We start from the raw sequence: 15,199 nt of genomic DNA, 5'->3' as shown, positions 1-15,199 counted from the left end.
GACACGGGCCTCCGCCGGCGGACGCCCCCGCGACTATGTTTGCAAACTTCAAGCCACCGGCTACGGCGCGCCGCCCGGGGCGTCCGCGCAGGTCGGGGGCGGTTTCAAAAACGCGACCCGATCCGAGGGGGTGCTGGCCTGCACGGACGCCCCGCTGCGGTTCAGAACAGGGCGTCGCCAGTCGGGGGGAGTCCGGCGGCGGCCGCGGCGGCGATCGCGGCCTCGACGTCGCCGCCGGCCGCGCGGACGTCCAGGATCGCGTCGCGGATGGCCACGGCCCGGCCGCGGGCGCCGCGGGTGTCGGCCAGCGGACCGGACCCGCGCCGCGCGGTGTACTCGGCGATGTTGTCGAGCCGGTCGACCAGGCGCAGGTGGCCGGGCGCTACACAGCTCGGCTCGTCGCACGCATGGGCGACCACCGCATCCGGGTCGCCCTCGATGACGCCGTGCGCGATCTGGAAGCCGGCCACATGTGCCCCGACGACGTGGCGGGTGCCGTCGGTGTGGGAGCCCACCCGTAGGCGACCGTGGCCGGTCGAGCCGATGCTGCCGAGCCAGTAGGCGCACCGGTCGGGGCCGCGCCAGCACACCAGGGAGCGGAAGCGGCGCAGCAGGGCCGGGTCGTCCAGCCAGGCGCGCCAGAGCTCGGCGGGGACGGCGCCCCGGCGGCCGAGGTCCGCCCGGCGGGCGCCGGCCCCGGGGGCGGGCGGTGCGCCGAACAGGTCGAGCTGCCCCTCACCACCGTCGGGGGTCACTGGTCGCCGCCTGGGCGCAGGCGCTCCTCGGCCGCCTCGGCGCGCGCGGCGGCCGCGTCCGCGCGGTCCTGGGCGGCCTGGGCGCGCTCCTCGGCCCGGTCCGCGCGGGCCAGCGCCCCCTCGATGCGGTCCTCGGCGCGGTCGGCGCGGGCCGCCTCCCGGTCGCGGGCCGCCTCGGCGGTGGCGGCGCGGCGCTGCTCGGCCTCGGCGGTGGTGCGGGCGGCGGCCAGGTCATGGCGCAGCGCCTCGGCCTCGGCGCGCACCTGGGCCAGGGCGTCCTCGGCCTGGGTGCGGGCGGTGTGCTCGGCGTCGCGCTCGCCGGCGGCGGCGTCCCGCGCCGCGGCGGCCTCCTGGGCGGAGCGGCGGGCCGCCTCGGCCTCGGACCGGGCGGTCTCGGCGTCGGCGGCGGCCTGGTCGCGCTCGTGCTCGGCGGTGCGCCGGGCCTCGACGGCCTCCTGGCGCTCGGCGGTGGCGCGGTCGCGCTCGGCCTCGGCGGACTGCTGGGCGGCGCGGGCCGCGGCCGCCTCAGCCTGAGCCTCGGCGGCGGCCTGCTCGGCCCGGCCCCGGGCGTCCTCGGCCTCGGTGCGGCGGGCCTGCTCGGTCTCGGCACGCGCCTCGGCCTGGCGGGCCCGGCTGCGGGCCTCCTCGGCGGCGGCGACGGCGTGGTCGCGCTCGTCGGCGGCCTGCCCGGCCGCCTCGCGGGCCTGGTCGGCCTGGGCCTGGGCCGCTTCGCGGTCGGCCAAGGCGGCGTCGCGCTCGGCCTCGGCTGCGGCGCGGGCCTGTTCGGCCTCGGCGGTCTCGGCGCGCGCGGCCGCGGCGTCGGCCTCGGCACTGGCCTGGGCGCCCTGGGCCTGCTGGGCGGCGGCGGCCGCCTGGGCCAGGTCGGACTGCATCCGGGCGCGCTCCTCGGCCAGGGCGGCCTCGATGCCGGCGGGGGAGGCCAGCTCGGCCAGCTGCGCGCGCAGGGTCTGGGCCTGCTGGTCGAGCCGCTCGGCCAGCTCCTCGGTGCGCACCACCACGCCGACGACGCCGGGGGCGTTGCGGTCGCGCTGCCTCCTGTTCTTCGCCGCGGCCGTGCAGGCGTCCGAGCAGTAGGCCGGCGGGCGGCCGGTGCGGCCCTCGGGCGGGCCCTTGCGGGCGATGGGGCCGCCGCACTCCTCGCAGGACTGGGGCCAGTGGCCGTAGGGCGCCTCACCGTCCTGGGACGCGTCGGTCATGGTTGCCGCCTTTCCGTTCCCGACGGGCCCGTCCCCGCCGACGCACACAGTCTACTACTTTCAGACTTAGTGTTTCCGGAAAGTCGAAAAGTCGCGCAAAGAAGAAGCCGCGCTCCGCGTGGCGGCCCCTGCGGGGGCCGGGCCTCGCGCCGGGCTTGTGGTGCCCGGGGGGCCTGTGCGGGTGCGCGGCGTGGTGGCCGTCGGTGGCGGTACGCGCTCCGTTGGGGCGGCGTTCCGCGGGTGGGGCCTGGTGTCCTCCTGGGTGGGCCGTGCGGCCCGGTGGTCTGTGCGGTGCGTGGTCCAGTCTAGCGCGTGGGGCGCGCGTTGTCCGGGGTGTCGCGCCAGACGGCGACGACGCGTACGCCGTCGCTGGCGACGTGGGCGCCGTGGTGGCCGGTCGCCAGCACGCAGCACGCGCCCCACTGCGGCACGGGCGGGTGTCCGAAGGAGCGGGCGGGGCAGTCGCCCATCTCGGAGATGAGGTCCATCGGCCAGGGGTCGAACAGCTCGGGGTCGCTCATGCCCGGAACGCTACAGCTCGAGGAGCGGCTGTGCTGGGGGTTCGGCGAAGTCAGGCGGCTCGGGCCTGGGCGGAGCGTGCGCGGGCGGCGGTGTGGTCGGGGCGGCCGCGCTCGTCGCGGGGGTAGGCGCCGCTCGGCGCGCGTCGGGTCAGGGCCGCCGGCGCCCGGAGGCGGTCGAGTTCGTCGAGCCAGGCGCGCCATGCGTCCTGTTCGGCGGCGTAGCGGGCGGCGCGCTCGGCGCCGGTGCCGTCGGTGCCCAGGCGCTCGGCGGCCGCGTCGAGGGCGTCGGGCCCGGTCACGGCGCGCGGGGCGCTCGCGGTGGTGGTCAGGCCGTGGCGCTCGAGCAGGTCCAGGTGTCGGGCGGTGGTGGCGGGGGTGTACCCGGTCGCCGCGCTCAACGCCGTCACCAGCTCCTCCCGGGGTGTATCTACGGTGTACAGGCCGCGGGCCTCGAGCTGCACCAGGGCCTCGTGGGTGGTCTGGGCGTGGCGGCCCAGGCCCTGCGGACCCCCGGCCGGGGTGCGGGCCCACACGTCGTGGGCGGCGCGGTCCAGGCGGGCGGTGACCTCGGCCAGCAGGTCGGAGCGGGAGCGGACGGCGCGGGGCTCGGCGGCCTCGGGGGCGCTGTCCCCGGGGTCCCCTGAGGGGTTACGGGGGGTGCCCGTGGGGGGCGGGGTCCCTTGTGTCCCACCCTGGTGTTCGTGCTGGTCGGTGCGGGTGTCGGGCCACTCGGCCGGATCGGCCAGGCGCCAGGTGGAGGCCTCGCGGCCCTCGCCCCGGGAGAGCAGCTCCAGGCGGCCGTCAGAGGCCAGGCGGTACAGCGCGCGCGCCACGGTGCTACGGCCCAGGCCCGTCTCCAGGGCCGCACGGCGCACGTCCAGCGCGACCTCCCGGTGGCCGGAGCGCAGCACCTGGCGCAGCACGCACTGCAGCACCCGCCGGTCCGCCGGCCCGGCCTGCCGCGACCACCACGAACCGTCCAACACCCGCTCCAGCACCGCCTCGGCCAGGGCCGCCAGCTCCGGATCCCCGGCGCCGACGGCCGCCACCGACTCCCTGGAGGGCAGCTGCGCCGCGTACCCCACGGCCTTGCGCCACTGGCGCTCCAGCACCCGGGCCGCGTCCGGCCCGCTGCGCCGACGGCGCCCCCCACCGGCCCGGCGGGTGCGCAGGTGCTCCAGCCCCGGCGCCCCCGCCTCGGCCTCGACCAGGTCCTCGACGTCGGTCAGGCCCCAGCGGGCCAGGGCCAGCCTGGGCAGGATCCGCGCCAGGTGCGCCGAGGCGTCGCCGTCGGCCGGCGGGGTGTCGAGCAGGTGCCGCACCATGTCGGGCATCGGCAGGCGGCGGCCGCGCAGCCGTAGCTCCGCCTCGTCCACCGCCCGGCCGGGGCCGCCGTCGGCGCCGTCCTCCTGGCGCTCGTCGTCGGCGCAGAGCAGGGCGGCCAGCCTCGCGAACGCGGCGGCGTCATTGGCCTCGGTGTCGGCGATCGACAGGGCGTCGGCCGGGTCGGTCGGGTGGATCAGCTCGGCGCGGCTGCCGTCGCGGTGCGGCGCCCCCGGCGGGCGCACCAGCCCGTCGGCGTGCAGGGGAGCGGTATCCAGCGTGGCCAGCAGCCGCCGGGCGGCGCGCCCGATGGAGGCGGCCGCGGCCTCGTCCAGGCCGTCCTCGCCGGAGACCGGGACCCACACGTGCACACCGCCGGCGGGCCCGGACCGGCAGACGTAGTACTCCAGCCCGGCCTCGTCGAGCAGGCCCAGCAGGGTGTCGGCGTCGGCCCACACCCGGCCGCGCGCCTCGGCGGTGCCCTCGTGGGCGTCCAAGTCGAACACGACGGTGCGCATCCGCCCGGCGTCGCCGAGGTAAACGGCGAACGGGACCTGCGGCGGCTCGGCGCCGACCACGGCCTCGTCGCCGCGGGGGTAGGCGTGGCGCCGCCCGGTGTCCAGACGCACCCGGCCGCGCGGAGCGGCCCAGCGGACCAGCTCATCCCACACGTGGGGATCCGGTCCGTCCTCGTCTGCGGTTGTGGTCGCGGTCTCGGGGGGGCTGGCTAGCCGCAGGTCAGCAGCACCGCGACGTGCTGTGACTGCGCCTGTTTTGGAACGTGCTCGGCTAGCCGACCGGCCATCAGTTATGATGACTCCCGTCGGTTTGAATGCAAAACAGGTCGGCGCGCCGAAGGCCCTGCCCGGCAAGGCAGGTTTCGGCAGGTGAGGGACCCGGCGGCAACCGGGGACCTCTGGGCGGAGCCTGGCGGCAACCTGGTTCCGCGGATGAAGTTGTTTGGGGTAGTTCCTCCGCCGTTGGGGTGGTAGCCGTGGCGGGGGTTAGCGGTAGATATGGCCCGGCGTGTGCCGGGCCCTACGCATGTCTAGGCCGGTTTCTTCAGCTCGGCTCCCTCTCCCTCTTCGGGTAGTGGACCGTTCGCCAGCGGATCGACTTCCGCCAACATCTCCAGGTAGAAGGACAGCGACACGTTGTGCCGCTGTGCGGCCGCCTTGAAGTGCGCTTTCACTTCCGGCGGGACCTTGGTGGCGAACATGACGAAGGTCTCCGCGCTCCTGTTGCCACCGCGGCGATTGCGCCGCGTGGGCGTGGAGTCGTCAGAGGTGTCTGTGTTCACGGGGACGATCATTCCACACCCGCTTCGTGTTTGTAACCAAAACGCGGACGCGTGGCCGGATTCTGCCAGGCTTTTTTTCGAGCCGCCCTTTACCTGCCCTATTACCTGCGGGAATGGGCGTTTTGCGGGCGGGAGGCGGCAGGCCGTGGGCGTGTCGGCCCCTTGCTGCGACCCGCCGCCCGGCGGCGGCTCAGTCGTCCTGCTGGGGAGGCTGGAGGATCTGGGCCTGCACGCGGTCGACGTCGGCCTCGATCATCTCCACGATCGTCTCGGCGCGCTCTTCGGCGGTGAGCCCGACCAGTTCGGGGATGTCGTTGAGGAAGGCCTGGCCGCGGCTGCGCACGGGCCCGTCGGGGGTGGGGAAGGCGTAGTCGACGATGACGCTGGCGCCCATGTCGGTGATGCGGGTGATGCGCTCGTCGGCGGACTCCAGGACCTGGCCCTGGTCCTCGCCGGGCGCGCCGTCGGGGTAGCCGGCCAGCATGGCCACGCCCTGGCGGGCGGTCTCCATGTACTGCTGGGCGCGGATCAGGCGCTCGTTCATCTTCTCCCGGACCTCGATGGGCAGCGGCTTGTCCCGGTCCAGGTCGGCGAAGTGCTCGCCGGCCTCGGCTCCGAGCAGGGCGCCCTCGTAGGCGGCGACCAGGCACCCGTTGGCCAGGGTCACGACCCCCTGTCCGCCCACGGGGGTCATGGCCAGGCCGGTGAAGCGGATGCGCTCGGCGAAGCGCTGGTACATCAGGGCCATGTCGGTCTCATCGTCGTTGTTGCCCAGGACGCTGTTGTAGGCCGCGACGGTGCGGGGGCGGTGCTCGTGGTCCTGGGCGCGGATGATGTCGTCGGTGACGGCGGCCAGGACCCCCAGAAGCTCGGCGGTGGGCTGCGGGTCGCCCTCTGCGGGCTCGGGCAGTGACAGGTCGGGTTCCAGGGCGCGGACGGCGGCGTGCAGGCGCCGGGCCAGTTCCTCGGTACTGCGGGGCTTTGCCATGGGTGGCCTCCCGGACCTTCGCGGTTGTTTCCTGTGTGACGTGCGAGCACGGGGCGGGGTTGCGACCAGGGCCTTTGCGCCCGGCCGGGGCGGTGGGCACTCCATTGCACCCGGTGGGCGCCGGGGCTAAGCTGGAGCCCTAGCCGGGCCCCGCGGGGGCACGGAAGTGGAGCCAGGCCGCCTGGGGCAGACCGGGAGCCTGGCTCGGCGCATTTGCGGGGGCCTTTCAGCATCCGGTGTCCACGGCGATCTCGTAGACGACGTGCTCGAGGATGCGGTGGTACTCGGCCTGGCCCTGGCGGCGGGCGCGCACGGCGCCGGCCACCACGTCGGCCGCCCACAGCAGCGGTTCTTCTCCTCCGTCGAGGTGTTCGACCACCAGGCGGCCGTTCTCGGGAAGGGTGCGGCGGGCGGCGATGACGGTCTTCACGTCGCGCTCGTCCAGCGCCGCGCCGCGGGACTCGCAGCACAGCCGCCGCACGCCGTAGCCGTGCAGTTCGCCGACCAGGATGTTCAGGCACTTGGCGCGGGCGCGCTCCTGGCGGGCGCGGCCGACCGGGGTGCCGACGGTGACCAGGTGCAGCCCGCCGAGGTCGGCGACCTCGCCGGCGGCGGCCTTGCGCTGGCGGGCGTCCATCTCGGTCCAGTGGGTCTTGCGGACGCGGCGACCGCCCCGCACGGCCAGCATCGCCTCGCGCGCCGCCTCCAGGCCGCCGGGGTCGAGGACCGCGGCCGCCACGACGTAGAACCCGCCGACGGGGGCCTCGTGGAAGGACTCGTCGGCATAAGCCGTCAAGGGCGGGCTGTCCATGCCCTCGAGCCTGCCAGCTCAGGGCGACATCCGCCTCCTGGCCTGCGAAGTTGTGGACGATGCCGCGCCGGTGGAGGGCGCCGCCGCCGGGGGCGCGCTAATCTATGTTTGCAAACATGAAACCACCGGGTGAGTGGGAGGGCTGATGGGGGAGACGGCGGTGGTGCGGGTGCGCACCGCCCGGGGCGTGGCCGAGCTGGTACAGCGGACCTGGCGCGCCGAGCGGGACCGGCTGGCGTCGATGCTGGAGGAGCTGCCCGACCCGGGGGAGCCGGGGATCGCCCCGTCCCAGGTGCGCGAGCGGCGGCGGGCCCGGCGCCGGTACGCCGCGCAGCTGCGGGCCTCGGGAACGGTGCGGCCGACCGCGAACGAGCTGGTGGCCGACGTGCTGAGCACGGAGCTGGCCGGGCGCGGGTGGCTGGCCGGACAGCTGGTCTCCCCGGATCCGGAGCAGCTGCCGGTCTCGCGGTGGCCGGGGACCGGGACGGGGCGGCTGGGGGCCGGGTACCCGGGAACGGTCTACGCCCGGGTGTCGGCGGAGCTGGTTCGGCGGACGGTGGCCGGGTGCTGGTCGGTGTCGGCCGAGCCGATCCGGGCGCTGCTCGAGTGGCGCGACGCCCACCCGCGGCTGACCTCGCGGCGGGCCGACCGTGAGGCCTGGGCCGAGTACGACCGGCTCGCCGCGAAGGTGCTCACCCCGGGGGACGTGTACCGGGCGGCGCTGGAGCGCCTGCCCGGCGCCGACGGCTAGGCCTGGCGCCGATGATGTTTGCAAACATCAATCCTGTGGCCGGGCCCGTCCGTCGCGTGCGGCCTGCGCAGGGAAGAACCCGCCCTAGGCGGAGAGCTGGCGCTCGTTCTGCAGCCATTCGCCGAGGACCTGGCGGACGAGGTCGGCCCGGGTGGTGGAGCGGCGTTCGGCCGCGGCGTCCAGGCGGTCGATCTCCTCTTGGGGCATGCGGACCTTGACCTCGGGCCCCACGGCGGGGCGGCCCCGGCCGCGGCGGGGGAGGTTCCGCTCGGTGATGTGGGTCTGGGCGGTCCCGTCCTCGTCACGGGCCGTGTCGGTGCCGTGCCAGGCGCGGACCCGCAGCCCGCCGAGCAGGTGCTCGCCGGTGCGGTGCATGTGGTCGGTCCATGCGAGCAGCCGCGCGCCGGCGAACTGGTCGGCGCTGCAGTCCTCCTTCTCGGTGGCGACCTCGTCGGGGGCCGCCTGCTGCCAGGAGTCGTCCGGGCCCTGCCGGGCCTCGAAGCGGTAGGTGATGGTCGGCATGATCGCCTCCGTGAGCCATGTTTTCCGGGCCCGTTTAATCTAAGGCCCCGGGATGCGTGGCGTCAATAAACGGGCCCGGAAAAAAGGGGGGCAGTCGCCCTCGCCCCCGGCGCGCGACTCCGGCTCGTTCGTGTTTGCAAACATAAAAAACAGTGCTCAGCGCGCTATACGCCGGTTGCGGCCGGTACCGTGAGCCGCTAGCGTGCCCGCCATGGAGACCACCTATGAGCACTGGGGCCAGGTCCCCGGCGACCTCTACACGAAGCGGGCGCTGGAGGGCCTGGAGCACCCGCGCCGCCCGGCCGGGCGGCCGTCCGCCTGGGTCGAGTCGCGGGACTGGCGCGACCGGCGCATCGATGTGGAGCTGTACCGCCTGGAGGACACCGAGCCGACGGCGGCCACCGCGGCCCAGCTGCGGGCGGCCGCGGCCCGCTCGTCGCGGGTGCGCACCTGCTCGGACTGCGGTGCGCGCTGCGACCGGGACCTGGCCCCGCACCCCGACCGGGCCGAGCAGGTGCCGCTGTGCCGCACCTGCCTGCGCATCGCCCGGCTGCGCGAGCGCCAGGCCCTGCTGGCCGAGCGGCGCCCCGAGGCCGTGGAGTGGGCGCGCGGCCTGGCGGCCGACGGGGCGGCGGCGCTGTGGCTGGACCGTGTACGCCCGCCCCGGGAGCCGGGCGCGCGCCTTCCGGCGGCGGTGGCCGTGCTGGTGGAGGCGGCCGGGCCCGTGCGCGCCCGGGTGGCGGTGCGCCTGGCCGGGGCGCGCAACCCGCACGTGCCCGAGGGCGCCGTCGCGGTGCAGGAGGCGGCGCAGGCCCTGCGGGGGCTGTCCTCCCGTCCGGTGGTGGTCTGGGACGAGGAGCAGGCCGGCCACCTGCAGGTGCTGGCCACCCGGCTGGCCAAGGCCGGGGTGGGCCCGGGGTGGGGGCGGGTGTGCCAGGCCTCGGGGTTGGTGAGCACCTGGCGCGGCGAACTCGACCCGGACCGGCCGCGCGGCCGGGTTCCGGCGGTGGCGCCGGGGCGGGCCGACCGGCTGGCCGAGCTGCTGGAGCGCATCGCCGCCGACGGCGACCGGCCCTAGCCGGGAGGGGGCGGGGCCCGCCGCGGCCCCGCCCCCCGGCGGGGGTCAGGGGCAGGTCAGGACCAGCTGGCCGTCCCCGGCCGGGGTGTGCCCGTCCAGCGGGTGGAAGCACGTGGTGCAGCGGCCCTCGGCCTCGGCGGCCGCGGTGTCGCCGGTGAGCCGCAGCAGGTCGGCGTCGTCCTCGAGGAGGACCGGGCGCAGGACGCGGACGTCGCCGGTGCGGGTGTCGGTGAGGGTGCCGGGGGAGGGAAGGAGCTGCATCGGTGCCTCCGTGCGCTGTGTGTGCTGCTGATATGCGCAGCACGACCGCGCGCCCCACGGCCCCGTCCGGGATGGCGCGAAGCGCCACCGCGCAGCGGCGCGCAGCGTCCTGGGCGGGGCCGTGGGGTGTGCGGTAGCCCTTCGGGGGTCAGCAGCACCCCGGGGCGCACGCAGGCCCCGCGTGCCCCGTCGCGGCCCCGGAACCCGGCGGGCGCCGAGCGCTAGCATGGGCCCCTTGACCGGGCAGGAGCACGACGGAGCGGGGGCGGTGGCGGTGCGGGCGGCGTGGGGCACCTACCAGCAGATCGCCGACCGGCTCCGCGCGCGGATCGCCTCCGGTGAGCTGGCGCCCGGCGCCGAGGTGCCCTCCGAGGCGGACCTGGGCGCCGAGTTCGGCGTCGCGCGCACCACGGTGCGCCGTGCCCTGGCCGTGCTCGAGCGGGAGGGCCTGGTGGCCGTTGCCCCGGGGCGCGGCCGCACGGTGAGCGGACCCGGGTCGCCTGCGCCGTTCCCAGGGGAGTCGGCTGCAGCGCGGATCGCCCGGGATCTGGCCGGGCAGGTCGCCGGCGGCGACCTGGCGCCCGGCGACCGGCTGCCCTCCGAGCACGCCCTGGCCGCCGAACACGGCGTCTCCCGGGGCACCGCCCGGCAGGCCCTGGCCCGCCTGGAGACCGCCGGCCTCGTGGAGGCGGCCCAGGGCCGCGGCCGCTACGTGCGCGCCGCCGACGCTGCTTCGGCCCGGCGCGAGGCGCGCTGCCAGGACCAGTAGGCCCGGCCCGCCCGCCACCGGGCCGCCCGCTCGGCCCACACCGCCCCGCGGGTCGCCGGGACGCACCAGGACAGGGCCAGGCGGCCGTAGCCGGCGGTGTCGGCGAGCTGCTCGGCCCCGGCCGCCAACGCGGCGACCTCCAGCCGCGCCTGGCGCGGCATCGGCTCGTCGCGCAGCCCCGCGGCCGCCACCGCGCGCAGACGCCGGGCGGCCCGGCGCAGGTCGGCCTCGGTCTCGGCCAGCCGCTTCCCGGCCTGGCGGCGCACGTACTCCCGCCTGCGCCGCTGCTGCTCGTCGGAGCTGATCGGGCGGGGCCCCAGCTCGGGCAGCGGCGGCAGGTCCCGGCCGACGGGGCGCAGGGGCTCCCACAAGGCCACGGCTTCCTCGGCGGCCTCCAGGCGCGCGAACAGGGTACGGATGCGCTCGGTCAGGGCGTGGCCGTAGTACTGGCCGGGCTCGTCGAACATGTCGCCGGCGGCGGTCTCGGTCAGCCCCGCCGCGCGGATGAGGCTCCACTTGGCCCGGGACAGCTCGGTCGCGGCGCCGAAGAACAACTCAGCGGGCGGCACGGTCATGCGCCCCATTGTCCCCGGGCGCATAGGCGGTGGCGGCCACGGTCCGCACGACGTCCAGGGCGGCCTGGGCGTCGCCGCGGGCGCGGTGGGCTCCGCCGAGGGGGCCGGGCCGGGTGGTGTGCGCGGCCGCGCCGCGCCAGTCCATCGCGCACGCCCAGGCCCAGCGGGGCCGGGGGATGCCGTAGCGGCGGCAGGCCTCGATGACCATGCGCCGGTCGAAGTCGGCGCTGTAGGCGATCACGGCCCGCCCGGCGACGGCGGTGGCCAGGCGCGGCCACACCTGCGGCCAGGCCGGGGCGGCGGCCAGCTCGGCGTCGGCGATGCCGTGCTTGGCGCGCGCCCCCGCCTCGACCGGAACCCCGTCGGGGTGCACCAGGGTGTCGAGAAGGACCTGGCCGGTGGCGGCGTCGACCACGGCGGCTTCCACGATCGCCGCCCCCGGCCCCAGGCCGGTGGTCTCGGTGTCCAGGACCACGGCGGCGCCGGGGGCCAGGGCGCGGCGGGCGGCGGCCACGGCCCGGTGGGCGGGCGGGGCCAGGTCCACCAGGCGGCGGAAGGCGCCGGCGGGGTGGGCGGCCAGTTCGGCGCGCAGCCGGGCCGGGTCGGGGTGCCCGTCGGGGCGGGGCGGCCAGTCGAGCAGCCACCGCCCCGAGGAGGGCCGGTAGCAGGCGGCCACCCGCAGGCCGTAGGCCTCGGCGAGGTGGTCGGCGAAGGCGGCGATCGCGAGTCCCGGCGGGCTGTTGAGGCGCCGGTGGGCGGCCAGGTCGGCCAGCACCTGCTCGGGAACGGCCGCCGCGGCGGCGCGGTCGTAGAGCGCTCGGCCCTCCCAGCGGCCGACTACAGCCAGGTGGCCGGCCTCGGCCAGGCGGGCGATGTCGCGGGTGCGCACCGGCCAGCCGGTGCGCCGGGTCAGGGCGGTGGCGGTGCGGGCCGCCCCGACCGGGCGCTGCGCGGCGGGTTCGTCGGGCACGGCGTGCTCCCTCAGGTGAGCTGGGCCAGTGCCCACACGACTACCACCGCAAGGGGGATCGCGGGTGCGAAACGCAGCAGCGGTCCCGCGGTCGGAGGGACAGGCGCCGTTCACCGCGAAAGTGAACAGAAGCTGAACTTACGATCTCGCTTATTGTTATCTGATTCGCGACGGAACCTATCGCGAACAGCGCAGATAGCTGGATACACTCGACGCACCATCTCCGGGCATACTTTTGCCCACGACTAATCACACAATGTTTTCCCAGGTCAGAACTATGCCTGCTGACCTGATCCGCCCCAGGCCCTGAGTCCGCCCTCAGGGCCTTTGCTGTACCCGAGGAGGCGCCCACCCCCCACCCCCACCGCCGTCGAGACAGAACGAACGCGCCCGTGCGAAGGGGCCGGCCATTGCGGCCGGCCCCTTCGCGTTGCCGGAAGGAGCCGCATGCCCGCTTCCCGACCGACCCGCCCTCCCGTCTTGCTGCGCGCCGCCCGTGTCCTGTTCCTCGTGTCCGGCCTTGCCACCGTCGCCTACCGATACGGAGGTACCGCCCTGTCCGAGCTGTCCACCACCGCCCTGGTCGTCCTCGTCACCGTCGGGCTGGTCCTGGGCGCGTTCGTCTGCCTGGCGTTCATCGTGTGGCCGAGCGAGTCGACGCACCGCAAGGAGGTGATCGAGCTGCTGCTCACCCGCAACAAGGGCTCTTCGTGATCCCAGGGGGCCGCCCGCGGGAGGGCGGCCCCCTGCCCAGGCGGTTCAGGCCAGCAGGGCGGCCACGGTCGCGACGACGAGCAGGGCGCCGACCCCGACCAGCAGGGCGACGGCCCAGCGCTGCAGGCGGTGGCGGCGGTAGGTGATCGCGCCGGCCACGCAGGCGTGCTCGGCGTACCACTCCTTGGGATCGGCCTCGGCCAGTTCGGCCGCCAGGCTCGTGGGGGTGTGCTGAGCGTAGACGGGGGTCCCGCCGGTGCCGGTGTGGCGGGGCCACCAGGATGAGCCCAGCACGGCGATCACCGCGGCCAGCAGCACGGCGGCCAGGCTGATGGCGACCTCGGCGGCGGCGGGGAAACCGCCGCCGTCCCCGGCGCTGAGCCCGGCCGCGGCGGCGATGATGGCCAGCAGGCCGCTCGCGAGCTGGAGCAGGCCGGAGGTGCGGGTGCCGCTGCGCTCCAGGTCGGCCTCGGCCCGCTCGGCGGCGGCCGCGGCCAGTTCGACGGTGCGCCGCTCCTTCTCCGCCGCGTCCTCGTCGTCGGTCGGGGCCGGCGTCTCGTTCTCCCCGCCGTCCCGGCCGTGGCGGTCGCGGCCGTCGCGGCCGCGTTCACAGACGGTGCACTCGTCCTGGTCGTCGGCCACGTAGGTGGCGCACGCCGTGCAGCGCCACGTCGTGCCCAGCTCCTCGGCCACGGCCAGACGGCCACCAGGGGAGGGGCTGGCGGGCGCCTGCTCGGGCTCCTCGTCGGGGCCGAGGATCTCGACCTCGGCGTTCGGCCAGTTCCACCGGGCCCGCTCCAGGGCGTCCTGGCGGTCCTCGCCTCGGATCGCGTCCTCGTGGCTCGTGCCGCCGGGCCAGGACAGGCGCACGCGCCACCCGGGACGCGGGTCGTCGGCGTAGGCCTGCGTGGTCTCTGACATGCTGTTCTTCTCCTTTGGGTTCGCGCTCAGGGGAGTGGGCGGGGCCGCCGGACTTTGCGGGTTGGGCGGCCCTGCTCCTGTCGGTGCTAGTGCTTGTCGGGGTCGGTGAGCTCGCCGATGGCGGCCTGGGTCCCGGCGCTGCGGACCCGCAGCGTCTCAACGACGTTGTCGGGGGACAGGTCGGCCAGCGCCTCGGCCACGGTGTGGCCGTAGCCGACGGCGACCTCGCGATCCTGGAAGTCGACGGCGCGGGCCACGGTGTAGAACCCGCCCTCCCCTTCATCTCTCTGGCCCAGCTCCTCCATGGCGACGGTGATGGCGCCGGCCTTGGCGAGCAGCACGTCCGGGTCCACCTCTGGCGGCCGGGCGTCGTCGTCCAGGAGGTGCCAGCGCTCGTGGGCGGCCTGGCGGGTGGTGCCGGCGGCCCGGCCGATCGCGGTCCAGGACGCCCCGGCGGCGCGGGCGGCGCGCACCGCCCGGTCGACCGGGCCGCGCCCCGCCTTCTCGTCGGCCAGCGCGTCGTGCACCGCCAGCTCGGGCAGCACCCGGCGCAGGTGGGCGTCCCAGGCCGCGTAGCAGGAGCGGCCGTGCAGCGGCGGCGCGGCGCCGGGCTCCACCCCCTCGACCCGGACAGGCGCGGCCCCCGTGGCGCCGGGGTAGTCCTCGGCGCGGTGGAGATCCTCACCGCGCCAGCCGCACGAGCAGGCCGCGCGCCAACCGGTGACGCGTTCGCCGCGCAGGCCGGTGGTCTCGGCTGACCATGTTCCGGTGTCGGTGCCGTCGTCCAGGACGGCCGCGGCATAACCCTCGTGGTCGTAGGCGGGTTCGTATCCGGTGGCGTGCACCCATCCCATCGGGAGCCCTCCTTTCAGGCGCTGGTCAGGCGGTTGGCGGCCGGGGCCTCGGAGCGCAGTTCCTCCAGGGCGGCGATGCGGGCGTCGATCTCCTGCACGGTCGCGGTGCCGGGCGAGGGCACCCACCCGGTGACCGCCACGCTGTCGAAGTCGACGAACTCGGCGGCGTAGCCCAAGGCGCCCAGCGGCGCCAAGGCCTCCCGGGCGTTCAGGCTGCGCAGCAGGACCTGCCCCCGCACGCGTCGCACGGTCAGCGAGCAGCCGCGCGCCGCGTCGCGGGCGACCTGCTCGACGGTGTCCATGTCCGCCTCGGTCAGCGGGACCGGGGTCGGTGCGGGGGTGCGGCGGCGGAACATGCGCCCTCCATTCGTCAAGGTTTCCTTGACAATCAGACTGTCAAGGAAACCTTGACACTGCAAGCGGTTCGACCGGATCCGGTCACGGGGTGAAGTGCTCATGCGGCCGCCCGCGCACGTGCGGACGTCGCCCAGGCGCAGCCCCAGGCCGGGGATCTGCTCGTTGCTCAGTGGGACGGTGGCCGGCGCGACCATGTCGGGCTCGTCGCTTCCCGGACACGCGGGCGGGGCGAGTCGGTCTGACAGACCCGGCTGCCCATACGGGGCGGTGCGGGCAGAATCGGGGCATGCTCCGCATGCTCTTCTGGACAGCGGCCACTGCCACGGCGGTCCTGGGCCTTCTCTGGGCCGCCCACCACTTCGTGCCCGCCGTCAGCGGGCTGGGCGACCTGAACGACGTCATGGGGATCACCGCCGGGGTGTGCGCGGTGATCACGCTGGTGCTCTTCTTCGTCCCGCGCCGCGGTGCCCGTGGAGAGGAGTCCCGCACCGGCGGCACCACCAACCGGATCG

General features: G+C 76.1%; 19 protein-coding genes. 5 read left to right on the top strand and 14 right to left on the bottom strand.

Annotated elements, in window-relative coordinates; genetic code table 11:
- Nucleotides 1-161 precede the first annotated feature (161 nt).
- The 7 genes from C892_RS31665 to C892_RS0127620 all read right to left on the bottom strand — a co-directional run bounded on the left by C892_RS31665 (nt 162) and on the right by C892_RS0127620 (nt 6,915).
- A complete protein-coding gene (locus C892_RS31665) occupies nt 162-755 on the bottom strand; it encodes an HNH endonuclease family protein (protein ID WP_017559862.1) in 594 nt (197 codons plus the stop codon).
- Nucleotides 752-1,972 (bottom strand): coiled-coil domain-containing protein, encoded by a 1,221-nt coding sequence (locus C892_RS30200; protein WP_017559861.1) that lies wholly within the window; start codon nt 1,970-1,972, stop codon nt 752-754. Before C892_RS30200 ends, C892_RS31665 begins: the two co-directional genes overlap by 4 nt.
- A 305-nt stretch (nt 1,973-2,277) precedes the next feature.
- A complete protein-coding gene (locus C892_RS0127640) occupies nt 2,278-2,493 on the bottom strand; it encodes a hypothetical protein (protein ID WP_017559860.1) in 216 nt (71 codons plus the stop codon).
- Nucleotides 2,494-2,543: 50 nt separating this feature from the next.
- Nucleotides 2,544-4,487, bottom strand: coding sequence for a bifunctional DNA primase/polymerase (locus C892_RS0127635; RefSeq protein ID WP_017559859.1), 1,944 nt, complete (start codon nt 4,485-4,487; stop codon nt 2,544-2,546).
- 377 nt (nt 4,488-4,864) lie between these two features.
- Entirely contained in the window at nt 4,865-5,116 is a 252-nt protein-coding gene (locus C892_RS0127630) for a hypothetical protein (protein WP_152513490.1), read from the bottom strand.
- 190 nt (nt 5,117-5,306) lie between these two features.
- Nucleotides 5,307-6,104, bottom strand: a complete 798-nt coding sequence (locus tag C892_RS0127625) for a hypothetical protein (RefSeq protein WP_017559857.1) — start codon at nt 6,102-6,104, stop codon at nt 5,307-5,309.
- Between the two features lie 226 nt (nt 6,105-6,330).
- Nucleotides 6,331-6,915, bottom strand: a complete 585-nt coding sequence (locus C892_RS0127620) for a hypothetical protein (protein ID WP_017559856.1) — start codon at nt 6,913-6,915, stop codon at nt 6,331-6,333.
- Between the two features lie 145 nt (nt 6,916-7,060).
- Between C892_RS0127620 and C892_RS31085 the strand changes: the two genes are divergently transcribed.
- Nucleotides 7,061-7,666, top strand: coding sequence for a hypothetical protein (locus C892_RS31085; protein ID WP_152513489.1), 606 nt, complete (start codon nt 7,061-7,063; stop codon nt 7,664-7,666).
- An 84-nt stretch (nt 7,667-7,750) separates the two neighbouring features.
- Here the strand turns inward: C892_RS31085 and C892_RS29760 are convergent, their stop codons facing one another.
- Nucleotides 7,751-8,188, bottom strand: a complete 438-nt coding sequence (locus tag C892_RS29760) for a ribbon-helix-helix protein, CopG family (protein WP_017559853.1) — start codon at nt 8,186-8,188, stop codon at nt 7,751-7,753.
- Nucleotides 8,189-8,399: 211 nt separating this feature from the next.
- Here C892_RS29760 and C892_RS0127600 point away from each other — a divergent pair, with 211 nt between their 5' ends.
- A complete protein-coding gene (locus C892_RS0127600; protein ID WP_152513488.1) occupies nt 8,400-9,266 on the top strand; it encodes a hypothetical protein in 867 nt (288 codons plus the stop codon).
- Nucleotides 9,267-9,311: 45 nt separating this feature from the next.
- On the opposite strand, the gene C892_RS0127595 is transcribed toward C892_RS0127600, so the two are convergent.
- Nucleotides 9,312-9,527, bottom strand: coding sequence for a hypothetical protein (locus tag C892_RS0127595; RefSeq protein ID WP_017559851.1), 216 nt, complete (start codon nt 9,525-9,527; stop codon nt 9,312-9,314).
- 226 nt (nt 9,528-9,753) lie between these two features.
- Here C892_RS0127595 and C892_RS0127590 point away from each other — a divergent pair, with 226 nt between their 5' ends.
- Nucleotides 9,754-10,296: a winged helix-turn-helix domain-containing protein gene (locus C892_RS0127590; RefSeq protein WP_017559850.1), complete on the top strand. Its 543-nt coding sequence runs from the start codon at nt 9,754-9,756 to the stop codon at nt 10,294-10,296.
- Here the strand turns inward: C892_RS0127590 and C892_RS0127585 are convergent.
- Nucleotides 10,236-10,871 carry a hypothetical protein gene (locus tag C892_RS0127585; RefSeq protein ID WP_017559849.1) on the bottom strand — a complete coding sequence of 212 codons (636 nt, stop codon included), beginning with the start codon at nt 10,869-10,871 and terminating at the stop codon, nt 10,236-10,238. The genes C892_RS0127590 and C892_RS0127585 overlap by 61 nt on opposite strands.
- Nucleotides 10,852-11,841 carry a 3'-5' exonuclease gene (locus tag C892_RS30195; protein ID WP_017559848.1) on the bottom strand — a complete coding sequence of 330 codons (990 nt, stop codon included), beginning with the start codon at nt 11,839-11,841 and terminating at the stop codon, nt 10,852-10,854. Before C892_RS30195 ends, C892_RS0127585 begins: the two co-directional genes overlap by 20 nt.
- Before the next feature lie 447 nt (nt 11,842-12,288).
- Here C892_RS30195 and C892_RS0127575 point away from each other — a divergent pair, with 447 nt between their 5' ends.
- Entirely contained in the window at nt 12,289-12,555 is a 267-nt protein-coding gene (locus C892_RS0127575; protein ID WP_017559847.1) for a hypothetical protein, read from the top strand.
- A gap of 45 nt (nt 12,556-12,600) precedes the next feature.
- Here C892_RS0127575 and C892_RS0127570 read toward each other — a convergent pair whose 3' ends face one another.
- The 3 genes from C892_RS0127570 to C892_RS0127560 all read right to left on the bottom strand — a co-directional run bounded on the left by C892_RS0127570 (nt 12,601) and on the right by C892_RS0127560 (nt 14,686).
- Entirely contained in the window at nt 12,601-13,476 is an 876-nt protein-coding gene (locus tag C892_RS0127570; protein WP_017559846.1) for a Pycsar system effector family protein, read from the bottom strand.
- Between the two features lie 86 nt (nt 13,477-13,562).
- Nucleotides 13,563-14,330, bottom strand: coding sequence for a hypothetical protein (locus C892_RS31960; protein WP_017559845.1), 768 nt, complete (start codon nt 14,328-14,330; stop codon nt 13,563-13,565).
- A 14-nt stretch (nt 14,331-14,344) separates the two neighbouring features.
- Nucleotides 14,345-14,686 (bottom strand): hypothetical protein, encoded by a 342-nt coding sequence (locus C892_RS0127560; RefSeq protein ID WP_017559844.1) that lies wholly within the window; start codon nt 14,684-14,686, stop codon nt 14,345-14,347.
- Between the two features lie 287 nt (nt 14,687-14,973).
- Here C892_RS0127560 and C892_RS29745 point away from each other — a divergent pair.
- Nucleotides 14,974-15,199: hypothetical protein (locus tag C892_RS29745; protein ID WP_040685633.1), on the top strand; the 226-nt coding region annotated here is incomplete at its 3' end.

The sequence above is a fragment of the Nocardiopsis baichengensis YIM 90130 genome, assembly GCF_000341205.1.
GTDB lineage: Bacteria > Actinomycetota > Actinomycetes > Streptosporangiales > Streptosporangiaceae > Nocardiopsis_A > Nocardiopsis_A halophila.
The sequence above is the reverse complement of the archived record's forward strand: the minus strand, read 5'-3'. Positions and strand labels throughout refer to the sequence as shown.

What these genes read in the sequence shown, in the direction of transcription:
- C892_RS30200 (WP_017559861.1), bottom strand. Translation starts at nt 1,972, where the DNA reads ATGACCGACGCGTCCCAGGACGGTGAGGCGCCCTACGGCCACTGGCCC.
- C892_RS0127640 (WP_017559860.1), bottom strand. Translation starts at nt 2,493, where the DNA reads ATGAGCGACCCCGAGCTGTTCGACCCCTGGCCGATGGACCTCATCTCC.
- C892_RS0127625 (WP_017559857.1), bottom strand. Translation starts at nt 6,104, where the DNA reads ATGGCAAAGCCCCGCAGTACCGAGGAACTGGCCCGGCGCCTGCACGCC.
- C892_RS0127620 (WP_017559856.1), bottom strand. Translation starts at nt 6,915, where the DNA reads ATGGACAGCCCGCCCTTGACGGCTTATGCCGACGAGTCCTTCCACGAG.
- C892_RS31085 (WP_152513489.1), top strand. Translation starts at nt 7,061, where the DNA reads ATGGGGGAGACGGCGGTGGTGCGGGTGCGCACCGCCCGGGGCGTGGCC.
- C892_RS29760 (WP_017559853.1), bottom strand. Translation starts at nt 8,188, where the DNA reads ATGCCGACCATCACCTACCGCTTCGAGGCCCGGCAGGGCCCGGACGAC.
- C892_RS0127600 (WP_152513488.1), top strand. Translation starts at nt 8,400, where the DNA reads ATGGAGACCACCTATGAGCACTGGGGCCAGGTCCCCGGCGACCTCTAC.
- C892_RS0127595 (WP_017559851.1), bottom strand. Translation starts at nt 9,527, where the DNA reads ATGCAGCTCCTTCCCTCCCCCGGCACCCTCACCGACACCCGCACCGGC.
- C892_RS0127590 (WP_017559850.1), top strand. Translation starts at nt 9,754, where the DNA reads ATGGGCCCCTTGACCGGGCAGGAGCACGACGGAGCGGGGGCGGTGGCG.
- C892_RS0127585 (WP_017559849.1), bottom strand. Translation starts at nt 10,871, where the DNA reads ATGACCGTGCCGCCCGCTGAGTTGTTCTTCGGCGCCGCGACCGAGCTG.
- C892_RS0127575 (WP_017559847.1), top strand. Translation starts at nt 12,289, where the DNA reads ATGCCCGCTTCCCGACCGACCCGCCCTCCCGTCTTGCTGCGCGCCGCC.
- C892_RS0127570 (WP_017559846.1), bottom strand. Translation starts at nt 13,476, where the DNA reads ATGTCAGAGACCACGCAGGCCTACGCCGACGACCCGCGTCCCGGGTGG.
- C892_RS31960 (WP_017559845.1), bottom strand. Translation starts at nt 14,330, where the DNA reads ATGGGATGGGTGCACGCCACCGGATACGAACCCGCCTACGACCACGAG.
- C892_RS0127560 (WP_017559844.1), bottom strand. Translation starts at nt 14,686, where the DNA reads ATGTTCCGCCGCCGCACCCCCGCACCGACCCCGGTCCCGCTGACCGAG.